Origin of the sequence: Arthrobacter sp. USHLN218, assembly GCF_037144715.1 — a bacterium.
GTDB lineage: Bacteria > Actinomycetota > Actinomycetes > Actinomycetales > Micrococcaceae > Crystallibacter.
Genome location: NZ_JBBCYT010000008.1, coordinates 84,258 through 101,287 on the forward strand (window position 1 = coordinate 84,258; position 17,030 = coordinate 101,287).

At 64.4% G+C, this 17,030-nt stretch carries 36 protein-coding genes; 4 read left to right on the forward strand and 32 right to left on the reverse strand.

The features are described from left to right. Window positions 1-322 precede the first annotated feature (322 nt). The 30 genes from WFH44_RS17370 to WFH44_RS17510 form a co-directional block, all read right to left on the reverse strand. Entirely contained in the window at window positions 323-904 is a 582-nt protein-coding gene (locus WFH44_RS17370; RefSeq protein ID WP_336715356.1) for a hypothetical protein, read from the reverse strand. Further along, window positions 901-1,221: a hypothetical protein gene (locus WFH44_RS17375; RefSeq protein ID WP_336715358.1), complete on the reverse strand. Its 321-nt coding sequence runs from the start codon at window positions 1,219-1,221 to the stop codon at window positions 901-903. The genes WFH44_RS17370 and WFH44_RS17375 overlap by 4 nt, the downstream gene beginning before the upstream one ends. Further along, entirely contained in the window at window positions 1,218-1,454 is a 237-nt protein-coding gene (locus WFH44_RS17380) for a hypothetical protein (RefSeq protein WP_336715360.1), read from the reverse strand. Before WFH44_RS17380 ends, WFH44_RS17375 begins: the two co-directional genes overlap by 4 nt. Then, on the reverse strand, window positions 1,451-1,729 hold the full coding sequence (locus tag WFH44_RS17385) for a hypothetical protein (protein ID WP_336715361.1): 279 nt from the start codon (window positions 1,727-1,729) through the stop codon (window positions 1,451-1,453). Before WFH44_RS17385 ends, WFH44_RS17380 begins: the two co-directional genes overlap by 4 nt. Beyond that, on the reverse strand, window positions 1,722-1,988 hold the full coding sequence (locus WFH44_RS17390) for a hypothetical protein (RefSeq protein WP_336715362.1): 267 nt from the start codon (window positions 1,986-1,988) through the stop codon (window positions 1,722-1,724). The genes WFH44_RS17385 and WFH44_RS17390 overlap by 8 nt, the downstream gene beginning before the upstream one ends. Next, a complete protein-coding gene (locus WFH44_RS17395) occupies window positions 1,981-2,181 on the reverse strand; it encodes a hypothetical protein (protein WP_336715364.1) in 201 nt (66 codons plus the stop codon). Before WFH44_RS17395 ends, WFH44_RS17390 begins: the two co-directional genes overlap by 8 nt. A 60-nt stretch (window positions 2,182-2,241) precedes the next feature. Next, window positions 2,242-2,670: a hypothetical protein gene (locus tag WFH44_RS17400; protein ID WP_336715366.1), complete on the reverse strand. Its 429-nt coding sequence runs from the start codon at window positions 2,668-2,670 to the stop codon at window positions 2,242-2,244. Then, the gene (locus WFH44_RS17405) at window positions 2,667-3,470 is read right to left on the reverse strand and encodes a hypothetical protein (protein ID WP_336715368.1); all 804 of its coding nucleotides are present in this window, start codon (window positions 3,468-3,470) and stop codon (window positions 2,667-2,669) included. The genes WFH44_RS17400 and WFH44_RS17405 overlap by 4 nt, the downstream gene beginning before the upstream one ends. After that, on the reverse strand, window positions 3,467-3,802 hold the full coding sequence (locus WFH44_RS17410) for a hypothetical protein (RefSeq protein ID WP_336715369.1): 336 nt from the start codon (window positions 3,800-3,802) through the stop codon (window positions 3,467-3,469). The genes WFH44_RS17405 and WFH44_RS17410 overlap by 4 nt, the downstream gene beginning before the upstream one ends. Then, window positions 3,799-4,965, reverse strand: a complete 1,167-nt coding sequence (locus WFH44_RS21455; RefSeq protein WP_442892930.1) for a DNA cytosine methyltransferase — start codon at window positions 4,963-4,965, stop codon at window positions 3,799-3,801. The genes WFH44_RS17410 and WFH44_RS21455 overlap by 4 nt, the downstream gene beginning before the upstream one ends. A 61-nt stretch (window positions 4,966-5,026) precedes the next feature. Next, window positions 5,027-5,365 carry a hypothetical protein gene (locus WFH44_RS17420; protein ID WP_336715373.1) on the reverse strand — a complete coding sequence of 113 codons (339 nt, stop codon included), beginning with the start codon at window positions 5,363-5,365 and terminating at the stop codon, window positions 5,027-5,029. Continuing rightward, entirely contained in the window at window positions 5,356-5,679 is a 324-nt protein-coding gene (locus WFH44_RS17425) for a hypothetical protein (RefSeq protein ID WP_336715375.1), read from the reverse strand. The genes WFH44_RS17420 and WFH44_RS17425 overlap by 10 nt, the downstream gene beginning before the upstream one ends. Next, window positions 5,666-5,878, reverse strand: a complete 213-nt coding sequence (locus tag WFH44_RS17430; protein WP_336715376.1) for a hypothetical protein — start codon at window positions 5,876-5,878, stop codon at window positions 5,666-5,668. Before WFH44_RS17430 ends, WFH44_RS17425 begins: the two co-directional genes overlap by 14 nt. Then, on the reverse strand, window positions 5,878-6,120 hold the full coding sequence (locus WFH44_RS17435) for a hypothetical protein (RefSeq protein WP_336715377.1): 243 nt from the start codon (window positions 6,118-6,120) through the stop codon (window positions 5,878-5,880). Before WFH44_RS17435 ends, WFH44_RS17430 begins: the two co-directional genes overlap by 1 nt. Continuing rightward, window positions 6,117-6,455, reverse strand: coding sequence for a hypothetical protein (locus WFH44_RS17440; RefSeq protein WP_336715378.1), 339 nt, complete (start codon window positions 6,453-6,455; stop codon window positions 6,117-6,119). The genes WFH44_RS17435 and WFH44_RS17440 overlap by 4 nt, the downstream gene beginning before the upstream one ends. After that, complete coding sequence (locus tag WFH44_RS17445) at window positions 6,452-6,595, reverse strand: hypothetical protein (protein WP_336715379.1); 144 nt, start codon at window positions 6,593-6,595, stop codon at window positions 6,452-6,454. Before WFH44_RS17445 ends, WFH44_RS17440 begins: the two co-directional genes overlap by 4 nt. Further along, window positions 6,592-6,927, reverse strand: a complete 336-nt coding sequence (locus WFH44_RS17450; RefSeq protein ID WP_336715380.1) for a hypothetical protein — start codon at window positions 6,925-6,927, stop codon at window positions 6,592-6,594. Before WFH44_RS17450 ends, WFH44_RS17445 begins: the two co-directional genes overlap by 4 nt. Next, the gene (locus WFH44_RS17455) at window positions 6,924-7,118 is read right to left on the reverse strand and encodes a hypothetical protein (RefSeq protein ID WP_336715381.1); all 195 of its coding nucleotides are present in this window, start codon (window positions 7,116-7,118) and stop codon (window positions 6,924-6,926) included. Before WFH44_RS17455 ends, WFH44_RS17450 begins: the two co-directional genes overlap by 4 nt. Before the next feature lie 76 nt (window positions 7,119-7,194). Beyond that, window positions 7,195-7,662: a single-stranded DNA-binding protein gene (locus WFH44_RS17460; RefSeq protein ID WP_336715383.1), complete on the reverse strand. Its 468-nt coding sequence runs from the start codon at window positions 7,660-7,662 to the stop codon at window positions 7,195-7,197. Beyond that, the gene (locus WFH44_RS17465) at window positions 7,662-8,255 is read right to left on the reverse strand and encodes a hypothetical protein (protein ID WP_336715385.1); all 594 of its coding nucleotides are present in this window, start codon (window positions 8,253-8,255) and stop codon (window positions 7,662-7,664) included. Before WFH44_RS17465 ends, WFH44_RS17460 begins: the two co-directional genes overlap by 1 nt. Continuing rightward, window positions 8,255-8,938 carry a lambda exonuclease family protein gene (locus WFH44_RS17470; protein ID WP_336715386.1) on the reverse strand — a complete coding sequence of 228 codons (684 nt, stop codon included), beginning with the start codon at window positions 8,936-8,938 and terminating at the stop codon, window positions 8,255-8,257. Before WFH44_RS17470 ends, WFH44_RS17465 begins: the two co-directional genes overlap by 1 nt. Continuing rightward, window positions 8,935-9,120 (reverse strand): hypothetical protein, encoded by a 186-nt coding sequence (locus WFH44_RS17475; protein ID WP_336715387.1) that lies wholly within the window; start codon window positions 9,118-9,120, stop codon window positions 8,935-8,937. Before WFH44_RS17475 ends, WFH44_RS17470 begins: the two co-directional genes overlap by 4 nt. Further along, on the reverse strand, window positions 9,117-9,320 hold the full coding sequence (locus tag WFH44_RS17480) for a hypothetical protein (RefSeq protein ID WP_336715388.1): 204 nt from the start codon (window positions 9,318-9,320) through the stop codon (window positions 9,117-9,119). The genes WFH44_RS17475 and WFH44_RS17480 overlap by 4 nt, the downstream gene beginning before the upstream one ends. A 259-nt stretch (window positions 9,321-9,579) precedes the next feature. After that, complete coding sequence (locus WFH44_RS17485; protein ID WP_336715390.1) at window positions 9,580-9,771, reverse strand: hypothetical protein; 192 nt, start codon at window positions 9,769-9,771, stop codon at window positions 9,580-9,582. Between the two features lie 237 nt (window positions 9,772-10,008). Next, a complete protein-coding gene (locus WFH44_RS17490; protein WP_336715392.1) occupies window positions 10,009-10,359 on the reverse strand; it encodes a DUF4406 domain-containing protein in 351 nt (116 codons plus the stop codon). Next, window positions 10,356-10,631: a hypothetical protein gene (locus WFH44_RS17495; RefSeq protein WP_336715394.1), complete on the reverse strand. Its 276-nt coding sequence runs from the start codon at window positions 10,629-10,631 to the stop codon at window positions 10,356-10,358. The genes WFH44_RS17490 and WFH44_RS17495 overlap by 4 nt, the downstream gene beginning before the upstream one ends. Further along, the gene (locus tag WFH44_RS17500) at window positions 10,612-11,193 is read right to left on the reverse strand and encodes a GIY-YIG nuclease family protein (protein ID WP_336715396.1); all 582 of its coding nucleotides are present in this window, start codon (window positions 11,191-11,193) and stop codon (window positions 10,612-10,614) included. Before WFH44_RS17500 ends, WFH44_RS17495 begins: the two co-directional genes overlap by 20 nt. Continuing rightward, the gene (locus tag WFH44_RS17505; RefSeq protein WP_336715398.1) at window positions 11,190-11,432 is read right to left on the reverse strand and encodes a hypothetical protein; all 243 of its coding nucleotides are present in this window, start codon (window positions 11,430-11,432) and stop codon (window positions 11,190-11,192) included. Before WFH44_RS17505 ends, WFH44_RS17500 begins: the two co-directional genes overlap by 4 nt. Before the next feature lie 122 nt (window positions 11,433-11,554). Then, the gene (locus WFH44_RS21460; protein WP_442892931.1) at window positions 11,555-11,776 is read right to left on the reverse strand and encodes a helix-turn-helix domain-containing protein; all 222 of its coding nucleotides are present in this window, start codon (window positions 11,774-11,776) and stop codon (window positions 11,555-11,557) included. 2 nt (window positions 11,777-11,778) lie between these two features. After that, window positions 11,779-12,024, reverse strand: coding sequence for a hypothetical protein (locus tag WFH44_RS17510; protein ID WP_336715399.1), 246 nt, complete (start codon window positions 12,022-12,024; stop codon window positions 11,779-11,781). A gap of 200 nt (window positions 12,025-12,224) precedes the next feature. Here WFH44_RS17510 and WFH44_RS21465 point away from each other — a divergent pair, with 200 nt between their 5' ends. Further along, on the forward strand, window positions 12,225-12,395 hold the full coding sequence (locus WFH44_RS21465; protein ID WP_442892934.1) for a helix-turn-helix domain-containing protein: 171 nt from the start codon (window positions 12,225-12,227) through the stop codon (window positions 12,393-12,395). Here WFH44_RS21465 and WFH44_RS17515 read toward each other — a convergent pair. Together WFH44_RS17515 and WFH44_RS17520 are read right to left on the reverse strand one after the other, a co-directional pair. After that, a complete protein-coding gene (locus WFH44_RS17515) occupies window positions 12,348-12,563 on the reverse strand; it encodes a hypothetical protein (RefSeq protein WP_336715401.1) in 216 nt (71 codons plus the stop codon). The two genes, WFH44_RS21465 and WFH44_RS17515, sit on opposite strands and share 48 nt — an antisense overlap. 667 nt (window positions 12,564-13,230) lie before the next feature. After that, entirely contained in the window at window positions 13,231-13,803 is a 573-nt protein-coding gene (locus WFH44_RS17520) for a TetR-like C-terminal domain-containing protein (protein WP_336715402.1), read from the reverse strand. Between the two features lie 182 nt (window positions 13,804-13,985). Between WFH44_RS17520 and WFH44_RS17525 the strand changes: the two genes are divergently transcribed. From WFH44_RS17525 to WFH44_RS17535, 3 genes are all read left to right on the forward strand, one after another. Next, complete coding sequence (locus tag WFH44_RS17525; protein ID WP_336715587.1) at window positions 13,986-14,498, forward strand: DUF4188 domain-containing protein; 513 nt, start codon at window positions 13,986-13,988, stop codon at window positions 14,496-14,498. A 202-nt stretch (window positions 14,499-14,700) separates the two neighbouring features. Then, on the forward strand, window positions 14,701-15,360 hold the full coding sequence (locus WFH44_RS17530; RefSeq protein ID WP_336715403.1) for a TetR/AcrR family transcriptional regulator: 660 nt from the start codon (window positions 14,701-14,703) through the stop codon (window positions 15,358-15,360). Between the two features lie 42 nt (window positions 15,361-15,402). Further along, window positions 15,403-17,013: a carboxyl transferase domain-containing protein gene (locus WFH44_RS17535; protein WP_336715404.1), complete on the forward strand. Its 1,611-nt coding sequence runs from the start codon at window positions 15,403-15,405 to the stop codon at window positions 17,011-17,013. Window positions 17,014-17,030: the final 17 nt, after the last annotated feature.

Consider the following 17,030-nt stretch of genomic DNA (forward strand, 5'->3'; position numbering starts at 1 on the left):
ACCCGCGGCTGCACCTGTTGCCTTGGGTCGGGGCGTCTTGTTGCCTGGCTCGTTGGGGGAGTGGTGGCAACAAGAAAGCCACTCGGAGCTGTGCTCAACGAGTGGCCGGATTAAATGGAAGGGTCGCCGGTGACGCCCTCTTGCCACACTTTACATGAAAGGTTCAACCTCTACAAGGCGGAGTCTGGCCAATCCGAAATGGCCCCACATGGGACGCATTGCGCTTTTACGGGTCCGCTGTCCGGCCACATCCCATAGCCAACACTGCGCTTCGACCCACAATAGGGGCACCGCCAGTCCGCGGCCTGCTGTTGGGTAAGCGTCATGAGGCTTCCTTTCTGTGCCAGGCGGCGATGACTTCGTGGGGGTGGTAGGTGGGTTGTGGGTCGCGTTCGACGGGGCGGAGGTGGCCGCGTCTTGCCCAGTCGCGAATGTGCTGGCTGGTTAGTACGATACCGGCCTTCTCGCGGAGGAACGGGAGTAGTTGGCGGGTGGGCATTGGTGGGGCGATGTTCTCGACTTTCTCGCGGATGGCGGCGTGGTCTACGCCTTCGGGTTCGGGTCCGGACACCATGCGTTCGGCGCGTCTCACGTTGTCTTGAATTTCCCATGCCCAGCCGGCGGCCATCTGGTCCGCGGCGTAGGTGGTGGAGTCATGCATGCGGGTGAGCCAGTCGCGGAGTTCGAGGGCTGCGAGGTCGATGGGTGGCTTGGATCCGGTCACGAGTCCGCCGCCTCCGCCTGTCGGCGCCTGTCTCACGTTGTCGAGGCGGTAGATGGTTGCTGTCATGTCGGGTATGAGCGCTCGGCCTTTGTCGATCCACTGCTGCAGGTCGCTGATGCACTGGCGGCAGAGGTACAAATCGGACTCGTTGCCGCAGTCGATGTTGGTGCACTCGGTCATGATGCCCTCTCTAAGCCGGAGCCATTCAGATCTGAGCGGCTTTCGTGGCTTCCGGGTGTGGTTGGGTGGGTAAAGGTTTCTCCGGCCCGCAAATCGGCTCCTACGGCCTCGCGTCGTGCGGCGTGGTATTCGCGGTGTTCGGCCCTGGTGAGCCCGTCCAGGTGGCCCAAATGCAGGTAGCCGCAGTGCTCGCACCTGAACGGCTTGGCATCGTCGTTGAACTGTTTGGCGACGCGCTTGGCTATGCGGCGGGTGGTGTACTGCGCTTTGCCGGTGGCATCGCAGCGGCCGTGACGGTAACCCGGCGCCGGCGTCATGCGAGGACCGCCGCGATAACACTCACGAGCGCCATCACTCCTCCGAAGATGAGGATGCCGATTGCCCACTTCCCGAGTCGGTTTGCCTTCGTGCGGAAGATCTCGGCTTGCGAGAGGTAGAAGTCCCTCTCGAAGTAGTGGCCGATAACTGTTCCGGGCGCGTAGGGGTTGTTGGCTTGTAGCCACTCCTCCTGTTTGCGTTCGGATAGGCCCTTGGTGGGGAAGGCGCTCATGCGGTCTCCTTGGTGGGTCTTGTGCCGCGCATGTAGGCGGCGTGTGCGGTCTTGCAGTCGGCGCAGGGGTCTTCTTTGTGGTTGTGGTGGGATTGGTAGCCGTTGTTTGTTCCGCAGGGTGGGCGTTGCTGGGGTTTGCGGACGGGGTCGGGGACGTGCGGGAACGGTTTGCCGCGCCAGGTGTAGGGCTTCCACTCGGGCGGCAGGACGAGTCGGGGCTCGAGCCGGCCAACATGGGAGCCGACCGGGTTCACGGGCTGGCGAATCTCAGGCATCGGTCGCTCCGTTCACGATGTGCAGGATCTGCATGAGGGTGGCGTCGCGCTTGTTGTGCAGGGCGCTGAACAGCCGGTAGGTTCCTGCGACTCGGGTGTGCCAGGTGGCGACGATGTGGTGCTTCTCGGTGCGGCCTTCGACGGTGGCAAAAGGCGAGCCGCCGGTGTCCGTGCCGTGCGTGACCGCGAATGCCCACTGGTTGTCGATCAGCGCTTCGATCAGGTCGCGCATCTTGGCGGGTGGCGTGAACTTAGGCATGGTCTACGTCTTCGATTTGCTTGGGTTTGGGCTTGATCTGGCCGCCGTCGATGAGGTCGGCTTCGTAGCGGTAGATCGCGTTCTTGATGGCTTCTCTCGGGGTTAGGCCGGTGGCGCGCATGATGGCGAGCAGCGCACGGTACGCGGGGCCTTTGAGGTTGAGGTGGTAGCCGGGTTTCTTCGGGTCGGGCACGGTTGCTCCTTGGGTATGCGAAAGGCCCGCACGTTTGGCGGGCCTCGATGGTCGGTGGTGCTACTTGGTGCGGGGTCTGGTGCATTCGACGCAGGTTTCGGCGTGGGGTTCGATGCCGCGTGCCCGGAGTTCGGCCCGGTACTGGTCTCTGCCCTGTGCGACGAGGGTGTCCCAGCGTTCGGGGTCGCGGGCTCGGAGGCTGTTCGGGTTCCTCGCTGGCGGGAGGGCTTTCTGTGCGTCGTTCTTGGCGGTGGCGCGTTCGGTTTCTTCGGCGATGATCTTGCGGATGTCAGCGGCGCCAACCGGGGGCCGTTCGCGTCCGGACGGGTGGGGGCGCTCGTAGTAGACGAGGATGGCCGCTTTCACTTCGGCGGCTTCCTTGTGGCCTACGGTGCGGCCCCACAGTTCCGCGTTCGGGTGCGTCATCTGCACCCTGGGGTCGATACCGTTCGCGTACGTGATCGCCGCACGCAGCTCCTCTGGGGTCATGCTCCGATTGCCTTTCTTGTCCAGGGGTCTTCTTCTGGGCCGTGGTAGGAGGCCATGGCGTCGTATCCGGCGCGCATACGGTCGGTTGCCCGGTTCGCGGATTTGGGTGCGTTCTCGCCGGCGCGTCTTATCCAGTTGCGGTACGTGGCGTCCCAGTCCGTTTTGCGGGCTTTGGAGTCGGGCTGTGACTGCCAGTAGTCCTTGAACTTCCTGAGCTCTGCGTGCTGGTCCACGGTTGGGCATTCCGCGTACATGGCATTGGCCAGATCGTCGGATGGCGTCCAGTCGTCCGGGATGCGTGTGGCGCGCTTGCGTGCCCCCACAGAAGCTTTAGCTTCTGTGGACGGGTCGGGACGGGACGGGGCATTGCGGTCGCATTCGTTTGCCATCTCGTTTGCCACGGTTTTGCCATGCGATTTGCTATGGCTATTGCCATGCGATTCGTCCGTTTTGCTATTCCAGCGGGCGGCTGCACCCTTCCTTCCCGCTTCAGACCGGGCTTTCCGCTTCTTTCTCTCCGCTTCGGCGTCCGGTTGGAAGTCGGCCCAGTCGTGGAACTGGTAGCCGCCGTCCACCTCGTCCCATAGCCCTGCCATGACAAGCGCATCGGCGTCGCATGGATTTGCCATAGCGTTTGCCATAGCAATTGCCATATGTGCGGGAATGAAGCCGTCCGTGAGTTGAGCGGAGGACCACGAGCCGGCACGGACCCAGAGGCCCATCGCGGAGTTGCCGGCGGCGACTACTTTGGCGTTGAATGCGAGTTGGTCATCGACCTTGAACCAGGGGATCGGACTCACCTTCTTTCGTTGTTTGGCGTCCAGGGTTCCCAGTCGGATGGGATGCCGTCGTGGACGATGGCGTATCTGATGCCGGTGCGGTCGGCTCTGGCGACGATGGGTAGGGCGCAGGTGATGTGGGCTGCGCGGAGGAATCGGGTGCGGTCGGCGGGTCCGAGGTTCTTGTTGGGGGTGCCGACTTGGATGAGTGCGGCGCCCCATTCCTCGTGCCCCATCAGCAGGTCCGCGGCGCCTTTACTGGCGGCCGCTCGCATCACGAACTCCCAGCCGTGCTTGATGAGGTGGTCGCGGACTCTGTACTCTCGCTGTCGGCCTTGAGTGGCGGTGCTCATGCAGCGTTCTCCTGTCTTTGGTGGGTGGTGAGCATGTGCCGTAGTGCGGCTGCTGCCTGCTGTGGGACGACGCCGTTTCCGGCGGCTTTGAGCATGTCGTTTCGTGATATGCCGGGTACGTCGGTGATCCAGCCGGGATCGACGCCCATCATCCATTCGGCGAATCGGGCGGACAGCCGGTGCTTGCCTTTGTCGGTTAGTTCGGTAGGGGCAGGTGCGGTTCCTCGCACGGCTTCCCATCGACGAATAGCCGGGGCATATGGTCCCCAGTCGACGCCGTGATCATGCGGGCGGCTATGGCCAGGGGCATCCCGAACCCGTTGCCATTCCCCGAAGATTCCTTCACTCGAGCTCGGCGCGCTTCCCACTCGTTGATTTCCTCCGAGTCGTTGAAGTTCCCGGCGGCCGGTGTCGGCAGTAAGGCGGGCGAAGCGCCCTCGGGCGTCCCTTGTCTTGCCGTCGTGTCCTCGCTTGGGTCCAGACCGCAGAGTGTGACGATCTGATTGGTCAGGAAGACCTGCCCGGTGGATTGCCGGCGCGCCACTCCCATGGTGTTGGACGGCTTGGTTCCCTCTGCTGCCACCGGGGTCAGGAGTAGTGCCTCGTCGGGTTGCGAGGAGGAAGACGCGGAATCGTCCGTGCGGGGCTCCCACGTCGGCAGCTCGTAGGCCACGCCATTGGCAGTCATACCCGAGGTCGGAAAGGTCTCCGAGAACACGTCCAAGTGCTCGCAGAAGAGTCCTTCCATCCCGGGGGTCTCCCACACATCCCGGGCAGGGTTCCAAGTCGCTATCGGCTCCGGCACTGTAGGCACCTCTCACGTTCTCCCAGACCACGTAGGTGGGCTTGATGGTTGCTATGGCTTCACGCATCTGAACCCAGAGGTTGGAGCGGGTGCCTTCGGTCATGCCGGCTCGATGTCCGGCGTGGGACAGGTCCTGGCAAGGAGTGCCGCCGGACAGGATGTCCACGGCCTTGACGGCGGACCAGTCGATCTTGGTCATGTCGCCATGGTTGGGTGCGTCGGGCCAGTGGTAAGCCATGATCTGGGACGGCGCCTTGTCGAACTCCGAGTACCAGGCGAGTTCTGCGCTGAAGACTTCTTCGACGGCGAGCCCGAGGCCGCCGTATCCAGCGCATAGCTCGGCGTATTTGAGTGTCACGGTTCCCCCTTTCGGGTATGAAAAAAGCCGCCTCGGTGGGCGGCTGGGGCTGGGTGCGTGGTTATGCGGCCCTGTTGGCCGCTGGTGCTGGTGCGGGTATGCCGTCGTAGATGGCGGCGGCGAGGAGGGTGTGGTTGCGGGAGTTGTCGGCCCAGGTGCGGGGCTCGAGTAGTTGGGCGACGGCTTGGACCTTGCCGGCGAGGCGGTCACGGTCGGCGCGCATCGTGGTCAGTTCGGCTTCGAGGATCTTGTTTCTGGCGTCGGCCGCGGCGAGCTGGGCGGCCTGCTCCGTGATGAACTGGGCCGCAGCGTAGAGCGGGTCCATGGATGAGAACTCGTGCGGGGTGTAGCGGCGCAGGTTGAACTCGTGCTGCTCGGCCGGCGTCTTCGTCAGTCGCATGTCGTCTCCTTGGTCCGGGATGTGCGGGCAAGCTTTCGGCGCAGAATCGCCGCTGCGTGCTCGACACCTTCAGCTAATTCGTCTTCGCCCACGCGTCGCATGGATTCGGCGGCGCGCCCTATCTGCTCGGCCGCGTCCATCAGCGCTTCGATCCGCGCATCCTGAAGTAACGCGTTGATGACGGGGCGGGCGCGGGTGGTGACGCTGATGTCGTCGCCGTTCAACGGGTACTCGATGACGTCGATCATGTGCGCGGCGAGGTGTTCCGGTTCGTCAGGGTGAAACGTCGCCGCCAGCTTCTCATTCGCGCCCATCGGAAGGCTCCCAAATCACGGTGTAGGGCCCGCGAGCAACTAGGTGGCTAGGCAGGAAGGGGATGTCACTGCCGATTGTCAGGAACTCGGCAGCACCCACACACTTGTAGGTTTCTTCTTCCCAGTCCGGGCCTTGCAAGACGGTGCCGGGTTCGAGCATGACTAGCTCGTCAAGGGTGCTTATTACGCGCTTGCTCATTAGATCCTCCAGAGGTGGGTGAAGTAGGCGTCGCGGAGCCGGGCTTTGGCGGGGTTGGGGGTGCGTTCCCATTCGGCGCGGGTCATGTTGTGGTATTCGCGGATGTCGCGGTCGTCCTCGGGCGCGAAGAACGGCGGCAGGGAGTCGGGTTCGGTGCCGTCGTGCCGTCCGACAGCCCACGAGATGACCAGCGCGCCGACAATCAGGGCCGGGATGCCGATAGCGACTAGAAGCTCGTTCACTTGCCGGCCTCCAGTTCGTCTGCACGGGCCCGCAACCACGCGGCGATGTCCACATACTCGGTTTCGGTCGATACATCAGTGAGGGTGCTATTCCCGTCCCACACAGCGACATGGTCCACGGCGTATGCTGCGGCGGCGCGGAGGGCAGCGGCTTGGATGGCCGGGGCTGCAGCCTCCAGCGCAATGCGCGCCATATCCCAGAGGCAGTCATACTCGTCTTCGCATTCGGTGCCGTTCGCCTCACATCCGGAACTGAATGCGTCGGGCAGGTGGCTATCGACGGCGGCGTCTAGTGCCTTTTGTGCCGCTTCGACAGCTTCGTCAGGGATGTTCACTTGGTCTCCTTGGTTTGTTTGGTGAAGCGGTCGCCGTCGCCCGGGACCGCGATGCCCAGCGAATGAATCCACATGATGTCTTTCAGGCTGTGGTCCGGGCGTGCCTGATACTCCTGCTGCGGGGTGTCGGGGGAGCTCATGCGATCCTCTTTCCGGTGCCGTACCGTTCCTGCAGGAGTTGGTTGTACAGCGGGTTTAGCGGGCGTTCCTGGGCGGGCTGGTGGTCGCGGGCGTACTTCCGTGCCGTCGACTTGATGTTCGCTGCGTGCCGGGTCGCCGCGGTCGTGATCTGTTCGGCCTGCTCGTTCGCGTTGGCGATGATCTGCTTAGCCTCGGCCCGCGCATTCGACACAATCGCGTCGGCTGCTTTGGCGCGCTGCTCGGCGTCCAGGATGATCTGCGCCGCACGAGCACGGGCCGCGTTGATGAGTTTCTGCGCGTCCTGTGAGGTTGCGCCGTGAACGTACGTCATGGCTGCGGCTCACGGAACAGCGGCACCACGTTCGCCGGGGCTTCGGTCGGGGTCGCCTTGGCTGCAAACATCTCGTCCAGCGCGAGGACATCATCGGGGCGATGGCAAGCGCAGGTCCGGTTACGTCCGCAGGTGTACGGGGTCCAACAGCACGACTTCTTGCAGCGGTCAGATTTTTCCAAGGTGGGCATGATGTTCTTCTTTCGGGTGCAAAAGGGAAGGTGCCCCGCCTGGTCAAGACGGGACACCTTCGTGGTAAGTGGGTGTTTAGAAAGCCGGGGCGGTGTCGTCGGCGCCGTTGCCCCAGGATGCGGCGGAATCACTGGAGGATCCCCAGTCGTTCCCGCCGCCCTTGGGTGACCAGCTCGAGGACTGCTGAGACTGGCCACCGAAGCCGCCGGCCTGCTGGTTGCGCTTGGGTGGGTAGATGTGAACGCCGTGGGCTTCCACGTCGAGCGAGATCCCGCGGCCGTTCTGGCCCTCGTATTCGCGGGCGTAGAACTCGCCGAAGACGCGGACGCGGGTGCCCTTCACGAGCAGCGGACCGTAGAACTCGGCTGCCTCGCCCCACAGCGAGACGTTCAGCCACTGTTCCTTCAGCTTTTCCCAGCCGCCGTTACCGTCCGGCTTGGACTTGGTATCGGCCACGCGGAAGTTCAGGACCGGGCGGCCCTGCTGCGTATGGCGGAGTTCAGCGTCCGCGCCAAGGTTCCCGGTGAAGTCGATCTGTGCCATTAGTTGTTCTCCTGGTGGTTGTCTTCTCGTACTGTTGCGAGGATCTTTTGCGCGTCCTCAGCACTGATCTGGTTGGGGTGGTCCCATGTGGAGCCGATGACCTGCCCGGCCGTGGCGAGCATGTGCGGCCCGTCGCCCTCATATCCGGCCGCGGTGAGTGCGTTCGTGATTGCCTGCCACTGCGCCCGCCATGGTTCGGTTGACGGTTCGGCCAGCACGTCAACGGTGTGCTGCTTGACCTTCTTCTGGCTGATCCGTACCGGGATGGTGAACGGTGCGGCGATGTGGGACATTGCGACCACTTCGACGCCGCCGACCTTCTCGCCCGCGTAGATAACTTCGGGGTTGTTGACCAGCTTCACGGATCGACCAACCCACGCATCGGACTCGACGCCCCAGCCGTGCGCGACTACCCGCAGCATCCCCTTTGAGGGCTTCCATGGCCGGCCGTCCATGCCGACGAGATCCACAACAACGGGTTTGACCGCATCGCCACGGCGCACGGCTTGGATGGTTGCGACGATGGGTGCCCCGGTCAGGTCCGAGGCGTTTAGCTGGTCTGACTTGGCCACTAGGGCCTTTGAGATGTCCATCAGAACTTGATCTCCAAATCTGCGTAGTGGTCGATACGTTCGGTTGCGGGCAGGCCTGCGGTGCGGGTGCGATAGTTGGCGATCATCTCGGCGGCGTTGTCTTCGAACATCTGCACGGCTTCCACGATTGCGGCCTGCCACTTCGCATCGGGCAGGACGCGCTTGACGAACAACGGCATACCGCCGCAGTAGCTCACGTAATCCAGCCATTCGCGGCCCGACACCAGCAGGCCGGTCTGGCATTGCGCCATGTTCTCCAGCGGCACCTCATCGGCAAGGATCGTCGCAAGGTGCTTCTTCTGCTTGCGGCTTTTGATCTCGATGAGTCCGTCATCGCCGACCAACCCATCAGGGCTGTAGCCAATGCGGAACCCGAAGTCATCGCGGACCATGAAGCCGACCTCAGTGGCCGGCGCAAAGTGCTCGCTGTACAGGTCGCGGGCGTAAGGCTCATCCAGGGTGCCGCGCTCCATGTCCGCGTTCACGTAGACGGGTTCCACATGTCCGGTGATGCGTTCGGCCGCGAGGTGCGCTGTGAGCGCCCGGGAGTAGTCGTTGCTGGCGGGCTTGACGGTCTTCGGGGTGATGAGCTGGCCGACAACCGACGCGGTCACGATGCCGCAGCGTGCAGCCAGCCACTCATCCGAACCCTGCTCGAGATCGTCAAAGGTGTGTAGCGTCATGGTTCCTCCATGGTTTCGGGCAATAAAAAAGACCCTTCGCGGGTCTGTCGGTGGTTTCGGTTGTTGTGGCGTTTGGCCCAGTCTTCGGCCCGCCGTTTGGTGGTGCCGCGGATCCCGTCTTGGCAGGTGTCGCACCAGGCGCCGTGGCTGGATGTGCCGGCGCGGGTCAGGATCGCCGTCATGCGTCGTCGCATCCGCAAGGCTTGGCGAGCCAACAGGCTTGGCAGATAGTCACCGGGCGCGGGTTCACGGTGCTGTCGTCGGCGCATTCGGCGTGCACGAGCTTGTGGTTTACGAACGTGACATCATCGCCGGGTTCGATGGGGTCGAGGCATCCCGCATGACAGTGTCCGTGGTACTTGGCTTCAAAGGTTGCGCTCATGCTGCTACTCCTTGCTGGTTGAGTCGTCGTCGTCGTTCGGTGAGCCAGCCGCGGACGGTCGCCGGGTAGCGTTCCCACAGTTCCGCGTCCGTGTACTCGATGCGCGGCGCGGGTGCGGGCTTCGGCTTCGGGTTCTCGGCGCGCTTCTGACGGGCAACACACGCCTTACAACGTCCGTGCGCCCCATGTACTCGGGTGCCCGGTGCTGTCTCCCGCTTCGTCGTATGCTTCCGCATCCGCCAGCCGCAGTCCTTGCACGTCACAGCCGGGCCCTCGCTTCGTCTTCCAGGTGTGCGGCGGCCGTGTAATCCTCGGCCTCACGTTTCAGGGCGGCCAGTGCGAGGAGGTTCGCCGTCCGGGCCTCGTACGCGACGGCCAGTGTTGCCTCCGTGAACCGCCAATCACCCGCATACTTCTCACTGACGGCGGCGTCGTAGTGTCGGTTGCTCATCGGTTCTCCTTGATCTGCTTGTAGTAGTAGAGGGCGAGGAAGATGGCGGCGGCCAAACCGAGCGCGGTCATGACTTGGCCTTCTCTCGGATCCAGTCGGCGGCCTCTGAAAGCGACTCAGCCCAGACGCCGTAACCGACGCCCCTGGAGTCTCGATAGTCGCCGGCCCAGCCATAACCGGGCATCTGCCACACCCTGCCGCGGCCCGGCTGCAGTGGCCTGTCTTTCAGTCGCTCGCTCACACCCGCACACCCAGCCGTTCCATGTGCGCCTCGTTGCTGGCCTTCGTGAGCCAGTTGGGGACGGTGCCGAGCTGCAACCCGAGGTCGACGGCCAATTCCTTCTCGAGCTGCGCGCCGCGGGACTCACGCCACCCCTGCAGCAGCGCGATACCGTCCGCCTGGACGAGTTGCGCGAGGGCGAGGCGCATCCAGTCCGACCACGACGGGTTCTCGTTCGGCGCCTCGTTCTCCGCCGGATTCAGAACCGTGAAACCAGCCCGGCGCAACTGGGCTGCGGCCACAAAAAATTGAGGGTAGTTCAGATCCGGCATCGAAGTCATAGGGCCCGCTATGTAGAGGGTCGTCATGCTGCTTGCTCCTTGTTGATCTTGAGCGTCCAGACTCTGACCACGCCGAGGCGGCGGGACTTCGATCTGGAGGCCATGTATCCGATGGGGGTGATGAGCCCGGCCTTCCGGGCCGTGCTGAACGCGGCGCCGACCATATTCGGGTGCGGGGCGGGGCGCATCCGGTCCCGCAGGTCATCGCTGCTAAAAGTCCACTGCTCATACGCGATGGACTCGATCACCTCCAGCGCATCCGACTGCCAATCCAAATCCTCAAGCGGCAGTGCTTGCATCGTTCGTCTCCTTCAGGTTGTCGATGTACTCGGTAAGCTCGGGGGCCTCCGTGAACCACTCGCCCGTGTGGCGAAGGTGCGCGAACTTGGCGTGCAGGGCGCGTTCCCGTGGGTAGCCGCCGGTTGCGCTGGTGATGAGTTCTGTTCGCTGGAGGTCGATGCCGTGGGGCGCCAAGACCCCGCCGGCCTTTCGGATCTGCTCGAGGCGATATCGCGGGCTGGTTGAGACGCCGATCTTTATGTAGGCATCGCAGCGCATGAAGTAGACCAAGGTGGCAGCCTTGCGGCGCTCGTTCCTCTGGATGTGCTGCTCCATCTCTTCTTCGATGTACTCCTGCACGGCGCGTTCGGCATCGCAGTGATGTCTTGCCGCCTTCTTGCGTTCCCGCTCCAGCTGTTCGGCAATGGGTTGGGCGATCTGTCGGAACGCGGCCTTGAAGTGCGCGTGGCATAGCGGGACGGTTGCGTCGTGTCGCTCGTTGCTGTCGCGGGTGCAGCGGCGGTAGGTGCCGTCGTACTCCTGGACCGAGGCGACGCATTGGCGGTTGTAGGTGCCGTTCATGCTGCCGCCTGTTCGTTGTGGTTGAAGTCCATCCAGCGTTTGGCGATGCCTTCGCCGACCGGGTCGGAGTAGAGGATGCGCTTGTACTCGTCAGGGTTGATGCAGTCCATGGCGCGGCCGGCAAGGTCTTTCGCTTTGCGGACGCTGAGTTTCTGGCCTGCTTCTTCTGCTTGTGCGAGGAGCCAGGTTTTGGCTCCGACGAATCCGAGGGCTTGGAGGTAGGGGAGAATTTCGGGCATGACAAATCGCTTTCACTCAGCCGGTGTGGCTTGCCGTCAGACAACGGACTTGGTTTTTGGGTGCGCGAAAGTAGGGCGCATGAGGGTAAAGGTTTGACCAGATGAGGTCGAGAGGTGATGCTTTAGGCGGAGCGGAGAAGGCGCTCGATGTTCTTGCGCTGGGCGCGGGGCTTTTGGGGCTTACTAGGGGGCGTAATGATTGCTTGGTATTGTTCCTCGGTGAACCTGTACAGTCTTCCGACTTTGACGGCTTCCCATTTGCCGGCCTTGCACATGCGGCGGACTGTGTCTGGTGTGACGTTTAGCCGGACCGCGATGTCGGCAGTTGTGAGGTTGGCTTCCATTGCTATGCCGCGTTCCCGGTCAGGTGCTTCGGTAGGAACTCAGAGAAGGGAATGCCTGTGGCTAGCGCGATTGCTGCCAGGTCGTTGACTGTCATGGCGGAGATGCCGTTTACCTTGCGGTGGAGTGATACGCCGGGGATGAGCGTGCGGCGGGAAACTTCGGCGACGCTCAGCTTTGCCCGGTGGATGTTTTGCAGGGTTAGGGCTGCTGTCTCCGCTGTGATGTTGGGGGGCGGTTTGCTTTCCATACGGAGAGTCTAGCATTCCAAACGGAAAGTATGCAACGGATAACCCAAACCTTTTCATAGGGTCTGGGTCTAGGCTGTTGTTATCACTGTGGACAGCACGAACAACCAAATGGAATGGCAGGATTCAGATGGCGTACACAGCCGAGGACTACACGCGAGCGATAGCGGCCCAGCTAAGGGCGGAACGTGCCGCGGCGCAGATGACGGTGCGGGAGCTGGCCGACGCTTCCGGCGTTACGGAGCAGTCCTTGCTTCGCTACTTAAATGAGAAACGGGACATCCCTGTCCCGGTTCTCTACCAAATCTGCGAAGGCTTGAAAGTGTCAGTGCATGAGGTTGTCCGCCGTGCTGAGCTTCGACTCGATGACTAGCTCGGACAGCGGCCGGCGCATGGCAATCGCCAGTGCGGCGGCATCCCTCACTGTCCAGGGCTTGAATCCCTCGAGGCGGTCGTAAACTTCCGGCGGCGTGAGGTTGAGGGCGCCGGCAAGGCAATGGGTGCCGTAGGTGCGGGCGGCCTGGTTGAGACAGTGGATCATCGGTACTTCCCCTAAAGCTTGATGCAACGTTTACAGAGTAAGCGGTGCGTCTGACAGTTTCGGACCATCCCCCCAGTTGCCCCCACCGTATAAAGCTTTAAGTGACGCGTCTATCAATTCGGCGGATCCGATGCGAAGTTTACTTCCATTTGGATAGACGGCCGGATCCGAAAATCAATGTTGACGCCGTCAACGCGTAGGCACTACTCAACGTTTATCCACGGGCATAGACGGGCATCAACTTCCGCTAGATTCCGGGGTTTACCGCGTAAATTCAGGGCCAACCTCGGGGGTTCAAATCCCCCATCCTCCGCCAGTGAAGGAGCCCCGCCAAATCGGCGGGGCTCCTTTCTTTTCGCGCTCGGCTCTTTGCGCCCGTTCCGGCCCAGGCGCCGCGTCCTGCACGAACTTCCCGGCATTAACCGCTTCTTTCCAGCTTTAGCCTTCAAGCAAGCCCCTGACCTGCGGTGATGCCGGCGGAGACTTTTAATGCTGGGAGGTTGAGCCGCGGGCGGCCACGCGCCAAGCGAGGGGTGGGGAAGAGGGCGGCGGGCGTGGAGCCGGCTTTTCGGCTGGTGCGCGTGCCGGGGCGGGGCCTCAGCTGGCGTTGCCGCGCGTGCCGGGGCGGGGCCTCAGTTGGCGTTGTCGCGCGTGCCGGGGTGGGGCCTCAGTTGGAGTAGCTGCGCCCGACGGCGTTCAGGGCCGTTTCGTAGGCGGCTTCCCAGTCGGTGCCGGGGAGCCCCGCGCCGGCGAGTTCGAGGCTGACGAGCCCGTGGACCTGGCCCCAGATGGCCGCGGCCACGAGGGGCACGGATTCATCGGACCCTGTGGCGGCGAGGGTGGCTCCGACTGCTTCGTAGAGAGGCTCGATTGCGGATCCGGCAACTTCCGGCGTGGGCTCGCAGGGCACGGGGGAGCCGAGCGGGCTGCTGAACATCAGGGCGTAGAAGGCGCGGTGCTCCAGGGCCCACCGCCGGTATGCCAGGCCGAGCCCGCGCAGGCCTTCGGGCGCGGCGGCCCGCTGGGAGTCGCCGAAGGAGCGGAAGGCATCGTCCAGCACCGCGGTCAACAGCTGGGGCTTGCCGCCGAAGAGCGAGTAGACGGCCGTCGTCGAGGTGCCGGCCGCGGCCGCAATGTCGCGCAGGGCCACTCTTGCCGGACCGTCCGCCGCGACGAGTTCGGCAGTGGTCTCGAGCAGTCGCCGGCGGAGATCGGAATCGTAGACGGGGGGTCTTGCCATAGATACCATCATTCCATAACGTTGTTTTGTAACAGTGTTATGGAATCGGTGGAACGGCAGGTCGGTGCCATTTCATTCGACGGGCCAGGCCCCGGTGCCGATGTCACGGGGCCGGGCAGGGTGCAGACGGACGTGTTGGCCCAAGCGGCGGAAGGAAAGCGGCGATGAGCGAGAAGGCGGCGATGGGACGGAAGGTGGAACCGGGGCGCTTTACGGCGGCTCCGGAGGAAGTGGTGACGGTGTTCTTGATCGGCATGCGGGCCAACCGGTGGTGGAAGGTGCCGGCTGTGATGCGGACGGCGTCGGCGATGCCGAAAATGCTGCGGTACCTGGCGGGGCATCCGGAGGCGGGACTGCTTGGGTTCCACTCGTGGTTCGGGCGGACCACGGTGATGCTGAGTTATTGGAAGAGCCCGGAGCATCTCCAGCAGTTCGCCGCGGATCGCGATGCTCCGCACCTCGAGCCGTGGCGGCGGTTCATGAAGGAGTCGGCCGGTTCGGGCGACGTCGGGGTCTGGCATGAGACCTACCAGGTGGCCGTGCGGGACCAGGAGTCTGTCTACAGCGACATGCCGGCCTTTGGGCTCGCTGCGGCGACCCGGCGGGTGCCGATCGGCCGCGGCAGCAATACCGCGCGGCAGCGGTTGGGTCGCCGCTCCTCGGAGGGAGCGGCTGAGGCTGCGGCCGGGGCCTGACCGGGCGGCAGCCCTGCGGCGCTGCCGGGAGCGGGACCGATGGATGCCCGCGCCCAGTCCTCCCGCACGCAGAGGCGGGACCGTCGTCGTTGGCGGAATTTCCCGCTCAAGTGATTGACAGCTCCTCTGGTGCTGGGCTGCAATGGTGCATGTGAGCCAATCGATCGATTGGCCCTCATGGCTTCGGCAGCGGGAAAGCGTGGTGAGCGTGAACCTCGGCAAGGTCCAGCAGGCGGCGGTGTCCCTCTTTGCCACGCGCGGTTTTGCCGCCACCGGGATCCGGGAGCTGGGGGCGGCGGCCGGCATCAACTCGGCGACGCTTTACCACTATGTGGGCAGCAAGGAAGAGCTGCTGGTCAGCATCATGCGAGACTGCCTCGACGAGATGATCCGTTCGGGTGCCGAGGCCCTGCGCCGCAGCGCGGAACCGGCCATTCAGCTGGCGGGCCTGATCTCCTCGCACGTTGGGTTCACGGCGACCAACCAGCTCACCGCGCGGGTGGCCGAGTACGAGATGCGGGCGCTTTCCGAGGCCCACCGGCCCGCCATGCAGGCACTCCGGGACGAGTACGAGTCGCTCTTCGCGCAGGTGCTGGAACGCGGCGCGCGCGTCGGCGCCTTCAGCACCGAGGACCTGACCATGACGCGCCTGGCCCTGATGGAGATGGGGACGGGTGTTGCGCACTGGTTCCGTGCGGACGGGCGGCTGCGGCTCGAAGAGGTGCAGCAGTATTTCGTGAGCATGGCCTGCCGGATCCTGGCGGTCGGGGACGGTGAGCTCGACGGCGTCGACTTCGTGGTGGCGCCGCGCCGGCTCGCGAGCGAGCCCGACCCTCCCCAGCCGCGTGCCAACGTTTCCTGACCTGAGCCACCGGCCCCGCACACCCGCGACGAAAAGGACAGCATGGACACTCTGACCAGCAGGGTCGACACGACGGACCCCGGTTTCCTCCAGAATGCGAAGCGGCAGTCTGAACTCGTCGACGAGCTGCGGGAGCGCCTGGCGCGGGCGGCGTTGGGCGGACCGGAGAAATCGCGCCAGCGCCACGTGGACCGCGGGAAGCTGCTGCCGCGCCAGCGCGTCGACATGCTGCTGGACGAGGGCTCTCCGTTCCTGGAGATCGCGCCGCTTGCCGCCGAGGACATGTACGGCGGGGAGAGCCCGGGCGCCGGGATCATCGCCGGGATCGGCCTGGTCCACGGGCGCCACGTGCTGGTCATTTCCAACGACGCGACGGTCAAGGGCGGCACCTACTTCCCGATGACGGTGAAGAAGCACCTGCGCGCCCAGGAGATCGCGTTGGAGAACGGGCTGCCCTGCGTCTACCTGGTGGACTCCGGCGGCGCGTTCCTGCCGATGCAGGACGAGGTCTTTCCGGACCGGGACCACTTCGGCCGGATCTTCTACAACCAGGCCAACCTGTCGGCGCGGAAGATCCCGCAGATCGCCGCCGTCCTGGGATCCTGCACGGCGGGCGGCGCCTACGTTCCGGCGATGAGCGACGAGACGGTCATTGTCCGCGAGCAGGGCACGATCTTCCTGGGCGGACCCCCGCTGGTGAAGGCGGCGATCGGGGAGATCGTCACGGCGGAGGAACTGGGCGGCGGCGAGCTGCACGCCAAGACCTCCGGCGTCGTCGACCATCTGGCGGAGAACGACGCGCACGCCCTGTCGATTGTCCGGAACATCATCGAAACGCTGCCGCCCGCCCCGCCGCCGGCGTGGGACATCGAGGCGCAGGTCGCGGAACCCGTGGCGGATCCCGGCGAGCTCTACGGGGCCGTGCCCACGGACGTCAACGCGTCCTACGACGTCCACGAGGTCATCGCCCGGATCACCGACGGCAGCCGCTTCCACGAGTTCAAGGCGGGCTACGGCAGCACGCTGGTCACCGGGTTCGCGCGCATCCACGGCCACAAGGTCGGCATCGTCGCCAACAACGGCGTGCTCTTCTCCGAGTCGGCGCTCAAGGGGGCACACTTCATCGAGCTCTGCGACCAGCGCGGCATCCCCCTGCTGTTCCTGCAGAACATCGCCGGCTTCATGGTGGGCCGCGACTACGAGGCCGACGGCATCGCCAAGCACGGCGCCAAGATGGTCACCGCCGTCGCCACGACCCGCGTGCCCAAGCTGACGGTGGTGATCGGCGGTTCCTTCGGCGCCGGTAACTACTCGATGTGCGGCCGCGCGTATTCGCCGCGTTTCCTCTGGATGTGGCCCGCCGCGCGGATCTCCGTGATGGGCGGCAACCAGGCGTCCTCGGTCCTGGCCACCGTGAAGCGGGACCAGCTCGAGGGTGCCGGGCAGGACTGGAGCGCGGCGGACGAGGAGGCCTTCAAGGCCCCCATCAGGCAGCAGTACGAGGCACAGGGCAACCCCTACTACTCGACGGCACGGCTCTGGGACGACGGCGTCATCGACCCGGCCGACACCCGCCGCGTGCTGGGCATGGCCCTGGACGTCTGCGCCCGCCAACCCCTGCCGGAGACCTCCTTCGGCGTCTTCCGGATGTAGCCGAGAGAACGGACCAA